The sequence below is a fragment of the Bradyrhizobium sp. MOS001 genome (assembly GCF_004634465.1).
In the GTDB taxonomy this organism is placed as follows: Bacteria; Pseudomonadota; Alphaproteobacteria; order Rhizobiales; family Xanthobacteraceae; genus Bradyrhizobium; species Bradyrhizobium barranii.
Window position 1 is genome coordinate 1 of record NZ_SPVJ01000012.1, and the last position, 15,828, is coordinate 15,828.

The following is a 15,828-nucleotide window of genomic DNA, read 5'->3' on the forward strand; positions in this document are numbered from 1 at the left end:
CAAGGATCGCGTTGATGACGCGATGCATGCGACCCGCGCGGCGGTCGAGGAAGGCATCGTCCCGGGCGGCGGCGTCGCCCTGCTCCGTGCCTCCGAGCATCTCAAGGGGCTGCGCACCAAGAACGACGACCAGAAGACCGGCGTCGAGATCGTGCGCAAGGCGCTGTCCGCGCCGGCTCGCCAGATCGCGATCAACGCCGGTGAAGACGGCTCGGTGATCGTCGGCAAGATCCTGGAAAAGGAACAGTACGCCTACGGCTTCGACTCGCAGACCGGTGAGTATGGCAACTTGGTCGCCAAGGGCATCATCGACCCGACCAAGGTGGTTCGCGTGGCGATCCAGAACGCGGCCTCGGTTGCGGCTCTCCTGATCACCACCGAAGCCATGGTGGCCGAGGTGCCGAAGAGGAACGCCGGCGGCGGCGCGCCTGCGGGTGGCGGCGGCATGGGAGGCATGGGCGGTATGGATTTCTAGGTCAAACCGCTCATGGCCGAACGGCAGACAAGGGAAGGGATGGCCGATTTCCAGGAGGCAGAAGCGACGATCTGCTCACAGGAAAGGGTCAGTTGAGAACCGCATGCGCACTCCGCAGTCCGGCAAACCCTTCCAGGGAAGCTTCTCCTCGTTTGCCGAGACGCCGAGGTGAGACTGCTGTTCTATCGCCCTCGACTGCGAACGGCCTTCCCAAGCGAAAAGCCCGGCCGCGAGGGCCGGGCTGATCGGTAATATATTCAAGTCAGGCAATGCAGGAATAAAGCGGGGAGAGGCGTCGCCGTCTGTTCGAAAAGGAACACCTGAACCGATTATTGGTACCGCCCGCGCTCAACTGCGAAAGGCGGAGAATCTCACAAAGGCCCTGCATTTCCAGGAGCATCAAGGGTGCAGATACTCGCCGTGGCGCGCTGGCATCAGACTGCAGCGAGCCGGCGCATCAAGCCATCCCGAAGGTATCCCTACGCGAGTGTAGTGAGCAATTTGGTACAGACGCCGATCCCTCGACGTGTCTAGCCTCCTTAACCGGTGAAGCTCAACATACCTCCAAATCAAGGCGAAAATCATGGAAATCTCCAGCGAGACGAAAGCTGCCGTGCGGCCGGCACTGTGGGGAGCCGCGGCCGGAGCAATTGCTCTGGCAATCGTGGGTTTCAGCTGGGGCGGCTGGGTGACGGGTGGGGCCGCCGAGACGCTCGCGAGGAATAGTGCTGCGACGGCTGTCGTCGCAGCTCTCACACCCATCTGCGTTGAGAAGTTTCAACAAGCCGCTGATGCCTCGGAAAACCTGGTCGCAATGAAGAAGACGACCTATGCGTGGGATCAGAGCAAGTTCGTCGAAAAAGGCGGTTGGGCCACGATGCCGGGAAGCACTGAGCCAAATTCAGCCGTTGCGAAAGCTTGTGCCGAATCGCTTGGTAGCAAGAAAGCTGTGGAGCTGCGCGGATAGTCAGGCAAGTCGCGCGGCGGAAATCTGCGCATAGACGCGCCGGCCCCTCGACACGTCTGCATCTTGCGCAGTGGAAGGGGGCTCCTGCAAAGCAGACCAGGCAGTCGTCGCCAGATGGTCAAGCATCAAATTCGTCGTATCTACTTTGAACGGAGAACTCGATGGGACGAAATCCCTGAAGCCCAGGTCGAGCCGAGCGCTTCCCCTCGTCATTTCAGTTCCCGATTTGCCGCACGCCACGCGGCCTTCCAACGGGTGAACATCCTTTCAATTGTGGTAGTATGATTGCGTGTTAATGGTCCAGCGAACGAGAGCCTGCCTTGGTGAAAGCGGCGAAGGACTTTGATCCCAGAGCATTCCTTGCCAAGGTCGGGGCCGGGAAATCGATCTCGAAAGTTGGCAAAGGTCGGAGCGTGTTCGTGCAGGGAGATGCCGCGGACGCGGTATTCTACATTCAAGAGGGAAAGATCAAGCTCACGGTCGTTTCGGACCAAGGCAAGGAAGCCGTCGTTGGGATTTTGGAGCCCGGACAATTCTTTGGCGAGGGCTGCCTCAATGGTCATCCATTGCGTCTTGCCACGACTACGGCAATGGAGTCCTGTGTCATCACGAGAATATCGAAGACGGCGATGACTACGGCGCTCGAAGGCAAGCCGAAGTTCTCTCAATTGTTCATGGCGTATTTGCTCGCGCGCAATAGCCGGATTGAAGAAGACCTGATCGACCAACTCTTCAATTCGAGCGAGAAACGCTTGGCGCGCCTGCTGCTTCTGCTGGCGAACTTCGGCAAGGAAGCCAGCTCGCAGCCCATTGGCGTCAATATCAGCCAGGAAACGCTGGCCGAAATGATCGGTACGACCCGGTCACGGGTCAGCTTCTTCATGAACAAGTTCCGGAAGCTTGGCTTCATCAGCTACAATGGAAAGATCGAGGTCCATAGCTCGCTTCTGAACGCGGTTCTGCGCGACAAACCCGAGATAGACCGGAAGAACTGACCGCCGCGCGGCCAAACCGAGCGCCGGGCCAAACGCGGGACATTAGCCCACTCGAATAGCGGATCAGGGCGGCAGTTCGTCGCGGACCGAGCCTCCCTCGTTCTCCCATCGTGACAGAGCGGTTGCGCTCGATCTCGCATCGCCAGGCGTGTCCTTTTTCAAAGGCAGCTTGTTGCGACCGATTTCATTGTTGCGCCTGTGATCCGTCAAAAAGACGAAGCCGGCCCGCCAGGTGTTGAATTTACAGCTTCCCTCAGCGCTGGCCGAATCCTTAACGAGCTCGCCGGACGCGGTCGCTCTTGCGCGATGCTGCTGAGATTTGGACATATGCAGAGCCCTTTCGTTGGAAGTCTCCGCGCACTCCGGCCAATCTCGACGGTTGACCAAGGTGGACTTGAATGTGGGGATCGAAGCGATGAATAGCGAGCCCTCGGCATAAATAAGATTGCCAAAGGAACACGGATCGCTTTGCCGTGCGTCCAATCGTGCCGCGCGGCAAAAGAGCCGCTGTAGCGGATTGTAGTCAGAAACAATTCACTGCCATCTTCGACGACATCGTAGTTGCGAGCGATGGAGTCGGCAGCAATTGGCGGCGAGGAGCACGCGCCCGGCAGCGTCCGACCAATCCCTCAGGCGCGGCAATGATGCTGACAGACAGAAACACCGTAATCGCGTCCCGGCGCTGGTTCGCACCCAAGCTTCTGATCTATCGACCAGTGGGATTCGCTGCCGGATGGTAAGACAAGCTGTCCTTGCTTCATTTGGAAATGGCGCAGTCCGCTGCCCGTTGAAGAGAGATCGGGCAGCGACGGCGGCACGGTGGGGCCGTTGGCGATTGATGATCAACTCGGCGTTCGCGGCTTGCTGCTGTTTGATGATGGGCCGCCTGATGCTTGCCGTTCCTTCGCTTCGTAATATTCGGCCGAGAACTTGATGGACCATCGCGCGAAGAACGAACGCAATTCCTGAGTGGGCTTCTCGACGCCCAAATGCTCTGCGACATGCGCCTCGCGCAACCATCGCACCGCCGATGTGAGACCGGCGATGCGCTCGAGCCTCTCAACCGCCGCGGTCCCGGCGATCTCTGCCTGCCGATAGCGAAGGCCGAATTTTCTGATCACATGCACGCGCTTGATGATGTCGTAGCCCTTGAAGACGAGCTGAACGAGTGGATGCTTTCTGGCCTGCGGCCAGGCTGCCGGATAGACCGGTAGCACCAGAAGCTTGCTCTTCGCGATGACCGTTGCGAGCGGATGCAGGAGTTGCATCCAGGCTGGCCAGGATGTGACCTTGGCAAACAATACCGCGTGCATCGCCGTTGCCGCACCGAAAGAGATCGGCAGCCAAAGGACCGCGCACAGGATCACGAGCAATGCGGCGTTCGGCGTGAGATGCCGGCATGTTCTGAACACCCATGCCATGCCGCCTTCAAAGGCATCATGCACAGCGTGTTCGAACGCCCGATAGCTGATCTTCCGCCGGAACCACAACCAGTTGCGCCGAATCGATCTACCCCACTGTCGACGCTTCGCGGCGGACAGGGGAAGGAAGCGCACCGCGCCATCGATGACGGTCAAGATGACATCGCCGACAAGTCTGGCCGCGAAGAGCGGCAGCCAGACAATCTGCATCGCAAAGGGGAAGGCGTAGTCGAGCATCCGCATCAAGATCGAAAGAACGAAACGCAGGATCTTGTTCGTGACGAGCGCGACAACAACAAGTGGGATGATAATCACATCGTCGAGCGCACCGCGAAAGCGGCTTTCCTCGGTCCATGCCGGGTGACGACCATCGGTCACGGTGCACCGTCCGGGCTGAGTGCCGGCTCAGACTAGCACATTGCGCGCTCGAGGGGGGCCTCAGGTGCCGGTCGTTAGGCGACACCGAGCACTCCGCATAAGGGACCAGTTCGCATGACCCGCGTTAACCCTGTCTCTGATCTTGTCCGGTCGCCGCGCCGGCTGGTTTAGTTCTGCCGCCAAGCCGCCTTATTGGATGTCTGCAATTGGTCTCCGGCTTTGAACGAGGCGTCTCGTTCGGGAAGCGTGAAATCAGATGAAGGCGGCTCTCATCCTCGTTGGCTTCAGTACACTCGCGGTGATGGAGCTTGAGACGGCGCCCCGCATGACCAAGCCCGTGAACGCGCCGCCTGTTCAGGCGACCGTCGGGTTACGCGTCTCAGCCGATACGCTGACGACGGCAGACCGGCTCGGGACCCCGCACATGCACATGCAATTTGAAGCGCCTCCGCAGCTGGTCTCCTTGAGCGAACCGATGCCTCCGCCGGATCAAACGGCGAATGTTGCGCCAGAGCCTTTGAAGATCATCGCGCCACACCAGCGCACCGCAAGCGGGAGAAAATTCGCGGTCATGCTGCCCAGACCTCGGCCCGTGCAGGAAACGGTTAAGGCATTTGCGAATGCCAAGCGCGCCAAGCCAGTCGCGGAGGTCAAGCCCTGCCGGTCAGGTGTCTTCGATGGCCTGTTCAAGGCATTGAACCTGTCAACGGGATGTCAGAGCTAGCCCTAAGATACCTCTCTATCAGCGATATCGTTTCCGCCACGCCGGGTTCACGCGGCCACGGTATCAATCGAGCGGCGTATCACCTGGCGCACCTCTGCATTCGACAGGAACAGGTCGTGGTTGATAACGCCCCAGCCTGCCTCGGACGCATCGACCACGCGCACCCCGAGCCCTTCGATGGCGGTCTTCTCGGCAGCGCCGACCCGTGTCATCCCACCAGCGAGTTGCCCCGACAACGCCAGCGCGCGGTCGTTCGTTGCGGCGATGACGGTGATCTTGCGCGAAAGCGGACCGATGCGGTTGATCGACGACGAGAACACGTCCATGTCGATGTCCGGCGCGGCGAACACCACGGCCCCGATCCTGCCCGCAACGGCGTCACCGGATCGCGCATAGAGCTGGCGCAGGCTTTCGAGCGTCAGCATGGTTCCCATGCTGTGCGCGACGATGTGGACGCGGCCGGCGCTTGAACTCGTCACGACGGATTGCAGCACGCGTTCGAAGCCATCGCGGGACCACATTGCGCTGTCGCGGTCATAGGCGTAGTCGAACAGTCCAGCCTTCGAGGGCCAGGAGAATACCATCGTCTGGCCGCGGAACCTGATGCCATCGGAGAGATGCGCGGCATCGAGCGCCGCTGTCTCGAACGTCTGCTTGAAGCCGTGCACGTAGATCAGGACGTCTGGTCCGCCGCCGGCCTGCGCGACAAGACTGCCGACATCGCCCGATACCGGCTCGATCCCATCAAGACGCCAATCGTCAAGTCCGGCTGCAGCCAGAGAAAAACGGCTGTCACCAGGCGCCACAAGCTTCGCTCGTGCGACGGTCATCGTAGAAGCCCGCTCCGGCCCAAACCACGGCTTCGACCGGCCGCCGTTCACTGGCTTGCGCGTGGTTACGACGAGCAACGTAGGGTCGACCGAGAGCGACGAAGCGTCGTACCGTGCGCCGGTAGCACCCAGGCTGGCGCATCCGCCCAACGCGACGACGCAGGCTGAGGACGCAAGCCCGCCAAGGAGCGCACGGCGGGACGCAGTCACTTCGTGTTGCACTAGACGTCGGATGATCACGCAGAACCTTTGGGAACTGCCCCCTGGAGGAGCCCGCCCCCTGCGCGCGTTCCTGAATGATGATGGCGGCGAGAATAAGGGCGGGGCGCGCCACGCCGCTTGTTCCAAATGCGGATTGAAATCGTCGAATAATCAAACAGGTTTTGGTTCCGCCATGCGGAGGTTCGATCCCTCACAGGCCTAGTCAGCTGGCAACCCGACGGATGCGCCGGGCTGCCAGCTGGATTCGGCCAACTCAGGACTTCGTGGGGCTGCGGACCGCCACGCCGGGATCGATCGTCTGCGACGGTAGGCGGCGTTCGGCGGGGCGCGCGACCAGCAGATAGAGAACCAGAGCGAGCAGCGACGTTGCCGCCATCACCGCCGTCATCGACAACGCGGTCCGCCCGTCGAAGCGAAGTGCGACCAATCCGCTCGATATTGCGCCGGCGGTCAGCTGAATGCTTCCGGCGGCAGCGCTGACGGCGCCCGCGATCTCCGGGAGACGCTGCATCGTCGCGCTCATCACGTTCGGCACGCTGAACCCGAAGCCGAGTGCGACCGCCATCAGCAGCGCAACCACGAGTGACGTGGGCATCCACCCGGCCAACGTCATCGCGAGCAGGGCGGTGCTGGCGGCGGCCGACAGCGTCAGCCCGGTTGCGAGCATGCGGGCGGACTCTACGCCGCGCCGGCCGAGCTGGCCGTCGAGAAAGGCGCCGACCATGACGGCCCCCGAGCATGCGCTGAAGATCAGGCCATATTGCTCCGGGCGCAGTCCGATGGCGCCGACGAAGAACAGCGAGGCGCCGGTGACGTAGGCAAACACGGTCGCGCCGCCCGCGGCGCCGACCAGGATGAAAGGCAACGACACCGGATGCGTCAGCACCTGGCGGTAGCTGTCGATGACGGCCGAAAGCCCCAGGCGGCCGGCGCGGTCGGTCGTCGCAGTCTCCGCGAAGCGAAACATCACCACGACCAGCAGCATGAGACCGATCCCCGCCTGGACGGCATAGATTGATCGCCAGCCGGCGATCGCCAGCAGGGCGGCTCCGGCCGTCGGTGCGATCACGGTCGCGACATTGACCGTGACCATGACGTTGGCGATCTTGCCTCGCGCGGCGTTGCCGTCGAAGAGATCGCGAATGATGGCAAAGGTCGTTGCGGTGGCGGCGGCGCCGATGCCCTGGACGAAGCGGCCCAGCAATAGAACCGGCAGCGAGGACGCTTTCGCGCAGGCAAGGCTTGCGGCGACGAACAGTACGAGGCCGAATGCCAGAATCGGCTTGCGGCCCAGGCGGTCGGAGATTGGTCCGTAGATCAGCGGCGCGGTGGCGAGGCTGAGCATGAAGGCGCTCATGGTCAGCCCGACATCCGACGCGCTCGCGTCGAGCGTCGCGCCGGTCGCTGCCAGCGCCGGCAGATTGATGTCGATGCCGGAATAGGGCACGGCCGCCAGAAAACCGAGCAGCAACGTGAAGGCGAAGGATGCGGGGTCGATTTGCATGGACGGTTATCCGGTTCCGGCTTGTTCGATGTGCATGAGGTGATGGAGGTGCGGTCGCCCGCCCTCCATCGTCGCGTTCGGCGATTACGCGCGCCGTTCGGCGCGCCGCCCCCGGCTTGCCGCCATCGCGCCGGTGTGCGAGCTCTCGTCGGCCACGAGCTCGCCGATGACCCGGAGGATTTCGGCCCGCGTGTCGATCCCGGCGAATTCGTCGGCGATCTGCGAGGCACGCGACTGGAAGCGGGATTGATCGAGCACCGTCCGCACCGCGTCGCGCAATGCCTTCGGTGTTGGCTCGTTGGTCGCGAGGTTGATGCCGACCCCGGACCATGCGACCCGCGCGTTGACGTCGGCCTTGTCTTCGGTCAGCCCCGCGGTGACCAGCGGGATGCCGAAGCTCATGGCCTGGTTGACGCTGCCATAGCCGCCGTTGGTGACGAGCACGTCGACGTTCGGCAGCAGCCATTCGAACGGCAGATAGCTGGCGATGCGCGCGTTCGACGGGATCTTGCCGGGGATGGCGTCAATCGGGCGGCCGCCTGCCGTCACGATCACCAGGATGTCTTCCTCGTCCGCGAGGGCCGCCAGCGTCGGGGCAACCAGCAGATTGAAATTGTGATTGGCCACCGTTCCCTGCGTCACCAGAACGATCTTGCGCGATCCGCCGAGCTCTTCGGCCCAGGACGGCGGCGGAACCTGGTTGGCGATGATCGGCGGGGTGCCGACGAAATGCACTGAGGTCGGAATCTCGCGAGGAAATTCGAAGCTTGGCACCGACAGTTGCAGATAGGCATCCCCGAGAGCGACCACGGAATGGAACATCGGCATCGCGATCGGCCCGACCCCGAGAGACTTCAACGCCCGGTTCAGGCGCATCGACACCGGCTGATCGACTGCCGCATCAAATTCCCGCGCCATGGCCGCGTAGCGATCGCGCTCCTCGTCGGTCTTTGCCGGCGGCAGACCGAGGAAATTGGGCCCGCCGTCCTCGCGCGCCCAATGCAGAAACGAGGTCCCGCAGAGCGCGATGGGAGGCCGCTGCGAGCGCGGTCCGAGCAGCATCGGCAGCACACCGAACAGCATGTCGTCGGCGACAATGATGTCGGCGGGGAATTGCCGCAGGATTTGCAGCAGCCCCTGGTGCTGGGCCGGAATGGCGTCGACGAAGATGCGCTCGCAAGCAACACGGAACCACTCCAGTCCCGGCGGAATGGTCTTGAGTTCGGGGAATCGCGAGAAGACGTCGTTCGGATCGAAGTCCGCGTCCTCGGGAAGGGGAAAGAACTTCACGCCGCTGGCTTCGACGCGGGCACGAAAGGCGGTGCCCGTCAGGAAAGCGATCTCGTGACCATCTCCACGCAGGATTTGCGTGATCGCCAGCATCGGATTGAGATGACCCGTCGCAGGTGTCGAAGCGATAAGAATCTTCATGTGAGTTGACCTCTTGATGATCGATGCACGGTCGCCCCAGAGCGTCCGGTCGAGTAAGAGGCAATTGAAGCGATCGCCGTTACGCCAAGACTTCCGGCGGCAGCGAAAATGGTTACGGCGGCAACGCATCGTGGCGCTGCCAAGGCCGGGCAAAAAAAGTTCGGTGCGAAACCGGTGACATCCTGCCAGCAGCGATAATGCTGGCACAGGATTACAATTGTAACGCGAGCGGCGGGCGATGAAACGGCACGGAAACACCGCGCTGTTAATCCGGCAGACCTCCGCATGGCACACCTTCGCAGATATTGGCGCGTTGGCGTCGGCCGAAATTCATTTTTGACGATCCGGATGTCGCGCGGCATCGGTCGCACCCAATTCATTGAGGACTGGCATGGAAAATATTGTCGCCCTGATTGCGATGGTTGCGTTCATCGCGTTTCTGGCCTGGCTGGGCGTTCGCGCCGCCCGGACGAAATCTGCTCTGGCGAAGTGGAGCGGCATGGTGCTGACGGCCGTGCTGGCCGTCTCAGTGTTCGGCGTCGCCGCTTTGACCGCGGTCGGTATCGTCCGGCAACACGCCCGTTCTGCACCGGTCCCGGATGTGAAGATCGAGGCGACACCGGACCAGATTGCCCGAGGCATGGCCGTGGCCGACGGCTTTTGTGCCGCATGTCACTCGCAGACCGGGACGCTGACCGGCGGCGGCGATGTGGCCAAGGATCTCCCGATTCCCATCGGCGCGTTCGTGCCGGCCAATCTCACGCCCGCCGGCGTCTTGAAGAATTGGTCCGATGCCGAGATCTTTCGAGCCATTCGCAACGGGATCGACGCGAGGGGGCGCTGGCTGGCGATCATGTCCTTCACCAATGCCGGCCGGCTCAGTGACGACGACACCAAGGCCGTGATCGCCTACATCCGCAGCCTGCCCGCGAGCGGTGCGCAGACCCCGGATCCGCCGGATCGCTTCAGCCTGCTGGGCATCGTGATGCTGGGCGCCGGACTGTTGCCGGATGCGAAGCCCGTCTTCACCGGCGTGATCACCGCGCCGCCGAAGGCGCCGACGGCGCTCTATGGCAAGTACCTGCTGTCCTATCAGGATTGCCGCGAATGCCACGGCAGGGATCTCGGCGGCGGCGTGCCGGGACAATTGCCGCCGCTCGGACCGGACCTCGGTATCGTCAAGAACTGGAGCCTTGCGCAATTCGTCGACACCATGCGCACAGGCGTTGATCCGAACGGGCATCGGCTCGGCGAGCAGATGCCGTGGCGGCCGATCGGGCGGATGGATGACGACGATCTCGCCGCGATCTACCAGTACCTGTTGGCTCTGCCGGGCTCCTGATGAGTCCGTGAAGCCCGCAAACGCCCGCGCCCTGCGGGGCCGGGCAACAGCCTGCGCAGCACATCGCAGTCGCTGAACGACAGCGCAGGCCGCAGGCTTCCTATCGCCCCAAAGTAGTAAGCGTTGGGATCACAATTATTCACGTATGCGACATCCGGTGGAATTAGCCGCAGAATTACCCTGTTGCGGCGTCATCACGGCATCATAGATAGGTTCAGTGTGTGCCGATGACCGCGGATATCCCGTTCTATTTTGAGCGATTCCAATTCGGACGACATCAATATCATTTCACCACAGCCGGACGTTGACGTTCGCAATTTTTAAGTACAGCTCACTCGGCGGACGGCGAATTTTGAGAGTATGGAATGCTTGCAGATATTGGCCACATCGTCGTCGTCGATGACGATCCGACGTTAAGGCAAATGGTGATCAAATATCTCGAGGAGCACAATATCCCGACAAGGGCGGCCTCCAACAGATCGGAATTGAACCACTATCTCGATGGCAGCCAGCCGAGCCTGATCATCCTCGACCTTCGGCTTGGTCAGGATGACGGTTTGGACCTGTTGAGGGAAATCCGGTCGCATTCCGACGTGCCGGTCATCATCACGACGGGCCATCGCCCCGACGAGATCGATCGCATCGTCGGGCTCGAGCTTGGCGCCGACGACTACATCATCAAGCCGTTCTCGTTGCGTGAGCTGCTGGCGCGCGTCCGCGCGGTGTTGCGGCGGCAGGAGATGGGACGGGCCGCGCGCGCCCGCGATCCCGAGCGCGGGGGCTATCGCTTCAGCGGCTGGAAGCTCGAACGCCGCAGCCGAAAGCTGACCGATCCCGACGAAGCGCCGGTGCCGTTGAGCAAGGGAGAATATGCGCTGCTGCTGGCCTTTCTCGAGGCGCCGCAGCGTGCCCTGACCCGCGAGCATCTGCTGCAGGCGACCCGCATCCATGAGGATATTTTCGATCGCAGCATCGACGTCCAGGTGCTGCGGCTGCGGCGCAAGCTGGAGACCGATCCGAGCGCGCCGCGCGTCATTCAGACCGAGCGCGGCGTCGGCTATGTCTTCGCGGTGCCGGTCGATCCGTTCTAGAAGCAATTGGCGGATTGCAATTGTAGCCAATTTGCCGATGGCGGTGACCTTGGCGTAACAGCGGGCCGTCAGATTGCCTCCCACCAACAGCGTGTGGGAGATTTACGATGGAGAAGTATTCTCACAGTGTGAGCCGCGTTGCCTTGCCGGGTCACATGGAACTCGACAGGGCGAACTGGGTCGCACGATCTGACGGTCGTGGCATGGTCCGTCTCGGTGCGATTGCCGCGAGGCATCGCGCGCCGGACATCGCTTCGCCACCGGACGTGCCGCCTGCCGGGCAGGATCAGCCCGTCACCACATTCTGGTGGGCGGTCTTCGCCTCCTTGATGGAAGGCTTTGCCCTTTACGGGGCGGCCTTGCATCCGACAGCAGCCGCGCCGGTTCAGGCGATGCTGGAGGCCACGAGAGATTGCCGGTCGCCCTCGGCGGGTCGCGAGCCCGCGGAGAAGCGCGGCAACGATGGAGCCGACAACAATGGGAATGACAATAATGGGAATATCGTCAGGCTCGATCGCGCCGAGCCACGCGATGCGCGACTGGAGCGGAGCTGGAATCGGCTGGGGTCGCTCGGCGCGACCCTCGGGACTCTGATGGACCTGCCTGCGCACTGGCGTCGGGAACGTGAGATCAGGAAGGCCGTCGCTGCGTTGATGGAGTTCGATGACCGGACCTTGCGGGACCTCGGGATTTCCGGCAGGTCGGACATCGAGCGGGTGGTGAGGTACTGCCGTGATTGCTGACACCATCGCCCGGAGCATGTGGCGGCCACCTTCGCGAAATCATCCAGCTTCGATCAAAATTCCTTGAGCAGCCGCGACAATTCTCGCTTCACCCCCACATTGCTGGGCGTGCAGCAGTTCGCCAGATTTCTCGGGGCCGGACGAGGTGCCGGCCTTCGACGTTGCGCGATCGTGATTTGCGCACTGGTGCCGTGCTCTCTGAAGGTCTCTCCGGCACCGTCGCAGTCGCCGTCTGCCTTCGTGTCGGTCCGCAAGGATGAGCCCATCACGCCCATTCCGGCACCGCCGGCAATCAATCCGCTGAAGGTCAAGCTCGGCGAACGACTGTTCTCCGATCGCAGGCTGTCGCACGACAATTCACGCAGTTGCGCATCGTGTCACGATATCGCGACGAACGGCGCGAGCCCGAGGCAGCACGATGTCGGCCCCGACGGGGCGGCGATCGCGCTCAACACGCTCACCGTCTTCAATGCGGCGCTCAGCTTTCGCTTCGGCTGGGAAGGAAAATTACGCAACATCGAAGCCGATACCAGGGCGTCGCTGGAAAGCCCGCGCACCATGGCGAGCAGCTCGGTCGAGATCGCAGAGAAGCTCAATGCCGATCCCGACATGCGCGAGAGCTTCTTCGCGGCTTACGGCCACCGCCCGGAGCGCGGCGATGTCGTCGACGCGCTCGCGAACTTCCAGCGCACGCTGGTCACGCCGGGCGGCAAGTTCGATCGCTGGCTGGCGGGTGACGCCGCGGCGCTGTCGGAGGACGAGCTGGGCGGCTACCAATTGTTCAAATCGCTGGGCTGCGCGTCCTGCCATCAGGGCGTCAATGTCGGCGGCAATCTGTTCCAGCGCCACGGCATATTCCACCCGCTCGCATCGCCCGAGCCGAAAATTCTGCGCGTGCCGAGCCTGCGCAACGTCGCGACCACGCCGCCGTATTTCCATGACGGCAGCGCGCCGACGCTCGATGACGCGGTTCGCAAGATGGCCTTTGCCCAATTGAACGCCACGTTGACGGAGAAGCAGGTCAAGGCGCTCGTCGCCTTTCTGAACAGTCTGACCGGCACCTATCGCGGCGCGACTGTCGGAGGCTCCCCATGAAATTTGCCCCCGCCGTGATCGGCGTAACCTGCGTGCTCGCCCTGCTGACCTGGCTGTTGTTGAACGGGCTGAACTTCAATTCGGTGCGTTACGACCGTCAGCTCCAGGCGCTTGGCGACTTCACCCGGTTCGAACGCGCGATGACCAGGGAAGTGCTGACCGCGCGCGTCGGCCTGTCGCGCAACTATGACAAGCTGGTGCAGATGACCGATGCCTATGACGACGCCCTGACGCGGCTGCGCGAAACGCCGGGTCTCAATGCCGAAGAGACCAGGGCCATCGATGTGCTGTCGGCACGCGCCCTCCGGCAGGAGGATCTGGTCGAACGGTTCAAGAGCCGCAACGCGCTGCTCCAGAACTCCTTTGCCTATTTCGGTCTGTTCAGCGACAAGTTGGCCGAGTCGGATCAGCGGGCGCTGGTCACCGCCGCCTCCGCATTGGCGGCGGCGATGCTGCGCCTGACGCTCGATACGTCGGACGTCGTGGCGCGTCAGGTCCAGGGTCGATTGGAAGAGCTGGCGCTCGTGCAAACGCCGCCGCAGGACATGGATTCGGTCCGCGCGTTGCTGATGCACGGGGAGATGCTGCATGACCTTCTGCCCGACATCGACACGATCGTGAAGACGCTCGTCGCCGAATCGAACAACCGCGAGCAGGATGCCGTATTGGCATTGATCACCAGGCGTCAGCTCGCCTCGCGGGCGTCGGCGCGCCGGGTACGCCTGTTGCAGTTCATGACGTCGCTGCTGCTGCTCTGCGGCGTGGTCTATTTCGGATTGCTATTGCACCGGCGCGCGGTCACGCTGCGCCGCCGAGCGGCGTTCGAGCACGTCATGGCCGGCATCTCGATGCGGTTCATCGATTCGAGCCGCGAGAGGATCACCGCTGACGTCGAGACCGCGCTGCAACAGCTCGCCGGATGCATCGGTGCGGATCGCGCCTATTTCGTCGGCGCGACCGGGACGACGACAAGCACCTATCGGTGGTCCCGCGACGGGATCGCATTCGAGCCGGGTTGGCCGGATCGCGCGCTGAGCCTCGCGCCACGCTTCGACAGTGGCGAAGGCGGTATCGTTTATATTCCCAAGGTCAAGGCCGCCCATCCCGACGACACGATGAACCTGCTCGAGGACGCTGGCGTCGGCGGCTGGCTGTGCGTGACGGCGGTCAGGGGACATCGCGATGAAATCCTCGGCTTCGATACCGTGCCGGCCGGGGCGCTCGCATACTGGTCCGAAGTCTCGTTGTTTCGCATGGCGTTCGACGCCATCGGCAACGCGATCCGCCGGGTCCGGCTCGAAGGCGAGAAGGAGCGCTTGCAGGCGAGCCTGCAACAGGCACGCCGCATGGAAACCCTCGGCACCTTTGCCAGCGGTATCGCCCATAACTTCAACAATATCGTCGGCGCGATCCTCGGCTATGCCGAGATCGCCGAAGCGCGAATCCGGTCGGGAGGCCGGCCGGCCGGCAGCCTTGCGGAGATTCGCCGTGCCGGCGAGCGGGCGCGCGAACTGGTCGAACAGATTCTCGGCTTCGGCCGCCGCGGCGAGGGCAGGCGGGAGCGTGTCTGTGTCAGGACCCTGATCGACGAAACCAGATCGCTGCTGGCGGCTTCGTTGCCTTCGCACGTCCAGTTCGAGGTGAATGAGTCGGCCGAAGAGGCCACCGTGATGGGCGAGCCCGCCCAGTTGCAGCAGGTGATCCTGAATCTTTGCAACAATGCGGCACAGGCGATGACGGAGCCGGGTTGCATCGAACTCGGCATCAAGGTGCGCGATCTTCAACAGCCATTGTCGATCGGACGCAGTGAGGTCGGCCCCGGCCGCTTCACCGTGATTTCGGTCACCGATCCGGGGCCGGGAATGGACGAGGCGACGCTGGAACGGATATTCGAGCCCTTCTTCACGACGCGTCCGGACGGCAACGGCATCGGGCTCGCAACCGTTCGCGAGATCGCGGAGCAATATGGCGGCGCCGTCGCCGTGCAGAGCGAGCCGGATGCGGGCACGCGCTTCGACGTCTGGCTGCCATCCGGCGATCCCGACGAGGCGGTGCCGGTTCAGCACAGCCCCGATCTTGCGTTCCGTGGCGCGGGCGAGACGGTGCTGGTGCTCGACACCGATCGCCGTCGCCTGTTGCGCCATGAGGAAATCCTCGCGGCGCTGGGTTATGAGCCGGTCGGGTTCACCAGGCTGGCGGAGGCGATCACTGCCTGCCGCACCGCGCAAACGCGCTTCGATGCGGCGCTGGTGTGTCACATGCCCGGAGGCTCCTCGATCGAGCTGGCTGCGGCATTGCACGCGGCAGCGCCGGCCTTGCCGATGATTCTGGCGAGCCCATCGACGCGCGAGCTGGCGGTGCCGTCGCTGGAGACGTCAGGGATCACCGAGCTCGTTCATCACCCGCTGATATCGGCGGAGCTCGCCGGCGTCCTGGCGCGGAGCGTCGCCTCGTCGGCCGCACGACGACGCGTGAGGCGGTCCGCCGCGGCGCGGTAGAGCGTTTTCGAGCGAAGCGGATACCGGCGCGCGCGAAGAAAGCGCGTCAAAACAGGAATCCAGAGCTGGCGCACGACAATCGGCGATCGCGGTTGCAATGGTAACGCGATGT

14 protein-coding genes are annotated in these 15,828 nt (G+C 63.0%); 9 read left to right on the forward strand and 5 right to left on the reverse strand.

Going from position 1 to position 15,828, the window contains the following annotated elements:
- The 3 genes from CT676_RS17615 to CT676_RS17625 form a co-directional block, all read left to right on the forward strand.
- Positions 1 to 475 (forward strand): TCP-1/cpn60 chaperonin family protein (locus tag CT676_RS17615; RefSeq protein WP_275552111.1); only part of this gene is annotated, 475 nt, incomplete at its 5' end.
- A 583-nt stretch (positions 476 to 1,058) separates the two neighbouring features.
- Positions 1,059 to 1,442 (forward strand): hypothetical protein, encoded by a 384-nt coding sequence (locus CT676_RS17620; RefSeq protein WP_135215055.1) that lies wholly within the window; start codon positions 1,059 to 1,061, stop codon positions 1,440 to 1,442.
- Positions 1,443 to 1,762: 320 nt separating this feature from the next.
- Positions 1,763 to 2,437, forward strand: a complete 675-nt coding sequence (locus CT676_RS17625) for a Crp/Fnr family transcriptional regulator (protein WP_063984903.1) — start codon at positions 1,763 to 1,765, stop codon at positions 2,435 to 2,437.
- A 63-nt stretch (positions 2,438 to 2,500) separates the two neighbouring features.
- Here the strand turns inward: CT676_RS17625 and CT676_RS17630 are convergent, their stop codons facing one another.
- Entirely contained in the window at positions 2,501 to 2,920 is a 420-nt protein-coding gene (locus tag CT676_RS17630; RefSeq protein ID WP_135215056.1) for a hypothetical protein, read from the reverse strand.
- A gap of 359 nt (positions 2,921 to 3,279) precedes the next feature.
- Positions 3,280 to 4,236 (reverse strand): hypothetical protein, encoded by a 957-nt coding sequence (locus CT676_RS17635; RefSeq protein WP_085404541.1) that lies wholly within the window; start codon positions 4,234 to 4,236, stop codon positions 3,280 to 3,282.
- Between the two features lie 256 nt (positions 4,237 to 4,492).
- Here CT676_RS17635 and CT676_RS17640 point away from each other — a divergent pair, with 256 nt between their 5' ends.
- Entirely contained in the window at positions 4,493 to 4,960 is a 468-nt protein-coding gene (locus CT676_RS17640; RefSeq protein WP_135215057.1) for a hypothetical protein, read from the forward strand.
- Positions 4,961 to 5,007: 47 nt separating this feature from the next.
- On the opposite strand, the gene CT676_RS17645 is transcribed toward CT676_RS17640, so the two are convergent.
- The 3 genes from CT676_RS17645 to CT676_RS17655 all read right to left on the reverse strand — a co-directional run bounded on the left by CT676_RS17645 (position 5,008) and on the right by CT676_RS17655 (position 8,947).
- Positions 5,008 to 6,030, reverse strand: coding sequence for an alpha/beta fold hydrolase (locus CT676_RS17645; RefSeq protein ID WP_085404539.1), 1,023 nt, complete (start codon positions 6,028 to 6,030; stop codon positions 5,008 to 5,010).
- A 235-nt stretch (positions 6,031 to 6,265) separates the two neighbouring features.
- The gene (locus CT676_RS17650; protein ID WP_085404538.1) at positions 6,266 to 7,516 is read right to left on the reverse strand and encodes a multidrug effflux MFS transporter; all 1,251 of its coding nucleotides are present in this window, start codon (positions 7,514 to 7,516) and stop codon (positions 6,266 to 6,268) included.
- Between the two features lie 84 nt (positions 7,517 to 7,600).
- Positions 7,601 to 8,947, reverse strand: a complete 1,347-nt coding sequence (locus CT676_RS17655) for a glycosyltransferase (protein ID WP_135215058.1) — start codon at positions 8,945 to 8,947, stop codon at positions 7,601 to 7,603.
- A 391-nt stretch (positions 8,948 to 9,338) separates the two neighbouring features.
- Here CT676_RS17655 and CT676_RS17660 point away from each other — a divergent pair, with 391 nt between their 5' ends.
- The 5 genes from CT676_RS17660 (at position 9,339) to CT676_RS17680 (ending at position 15,716) form a co-directional block, all read left to right on the forward strand.
- A complete protein-coding gene (locus CT676_RS17660; protein ID WP_085404536.1) occupies positions 9,339 to 10,289 on the forward strand; it encodes a c-type cytochrome in 951 nt (316 codons plus the stop codon).
- Between the two features lie 365 nt (positions 10,290 to 10,654).
- Entirely contained in the window at positions 10,655 to 11,380 is a 726-nt protein-coding gene (locus CT676_RS17665; protein ID WP_085404535.1) for a response regulator, read from the forward strand.
- 107 nt (positions 11,381 to 11,487) lie between these two features.
- Complete coding sequence (locus CT676_RS17670) at positions 11,488 to 12,123, forward strand: DUF1127 domain-containing protein (RefSeq protein ID WP_085404534.1); 636 nt, start codon at positions 11,488 to 11,490, stop codon at positions 12,121 to 12,123.
- Between the two features lie 186 nt (positions 12,124 to 12,309).
- Positions 12,310 to 13,218, forward strand: a complete 909-nt coding sequence (locus CT676_RS17675; RefSeq protein ID WP_234678505.1) for a cytochrome c peroxidase — start codon at positions 12,310 to 12,312, stop codon at positions 13,216 to 13,218.
- Entirely contained in the window at positions 13,215 to 15,716 is a 2,502-nt protein-coding gene (locus CT676_RS17680; protein WP_085404533.1) for a two-component system VirA-like sensor kinase, read from the forward strand. The genes CT676_RS17675 and CT676_RS17680 overlap by 4 nt, the downstream gene beginning before the upstream one ends.
- The last annotated feature ends 112 nt before the right edge of the window (positions 15,717 to 15,828 follow it).

What these genes read in the sequence shown, in the direction of transcription:
- CT676_RS17620 (WP_135215055.1), top strand. Translation starts at nt 1,059, where the DNA reads ATGGAAATCTCCAGCGAGACGAAAGCTGCCGTGCGGCCGGCACTGTGG.
- CT676_RS17640 (WP_135215057.1), top strand. Translation starts at nt 4,493, where the DNA reads ATGAAGGCGGCTCTCATCCTCGTTGGCTTCAGTACACTCGCGGTGATG.
- CT676_RS17650 (WP_085404538.1), bottom strand. Translation starts at nt 7,516, where the DNA reads ATGCAAATCGACCCCGCATCCTTCGCCTTCACGTTGCTGCTCGGTTTT.
- CT676_RS17655 (WP_135215058.1), bottom strand. Translation starts at nt 8,947, where the DNA reads ATGAAGATTCTTATCGCTTCGACACCTGCGACGGGTCATCTCAATCCG.
- CT676_RS17660 (WP_085404536.1), top strand. Translation starts at nt 9,339, where the DNA reads ATGGAAAATATTGTCGCCCTGATTGCGATGGTTGCGTTCATCGCGTTT.
- CT676_RS17665 (WP_085404535.1), top strand. Translation starts at nt 10,655, where the DNA reads ATGCTTGCAGATATTGGCCACATCGTCGTCGTCGATGACGATCCGACG.
- CT676_RS17670 (WP_085404534.1), top strand. Translation starts at nt 11,488, where the DNA reads ATGGAGAAGTATTCTCACAGTGTGAGCCGCGTTGCCTTGCCGGGTCAC.
- CT676_RS17680 (WP_085404533.1), top strand. Translation starts at nt 13,215, where the DNA reads ATGAAATTTGCCCCCGCCGTGATCGGCGTAACCTGCGTGCTCGCCCTG.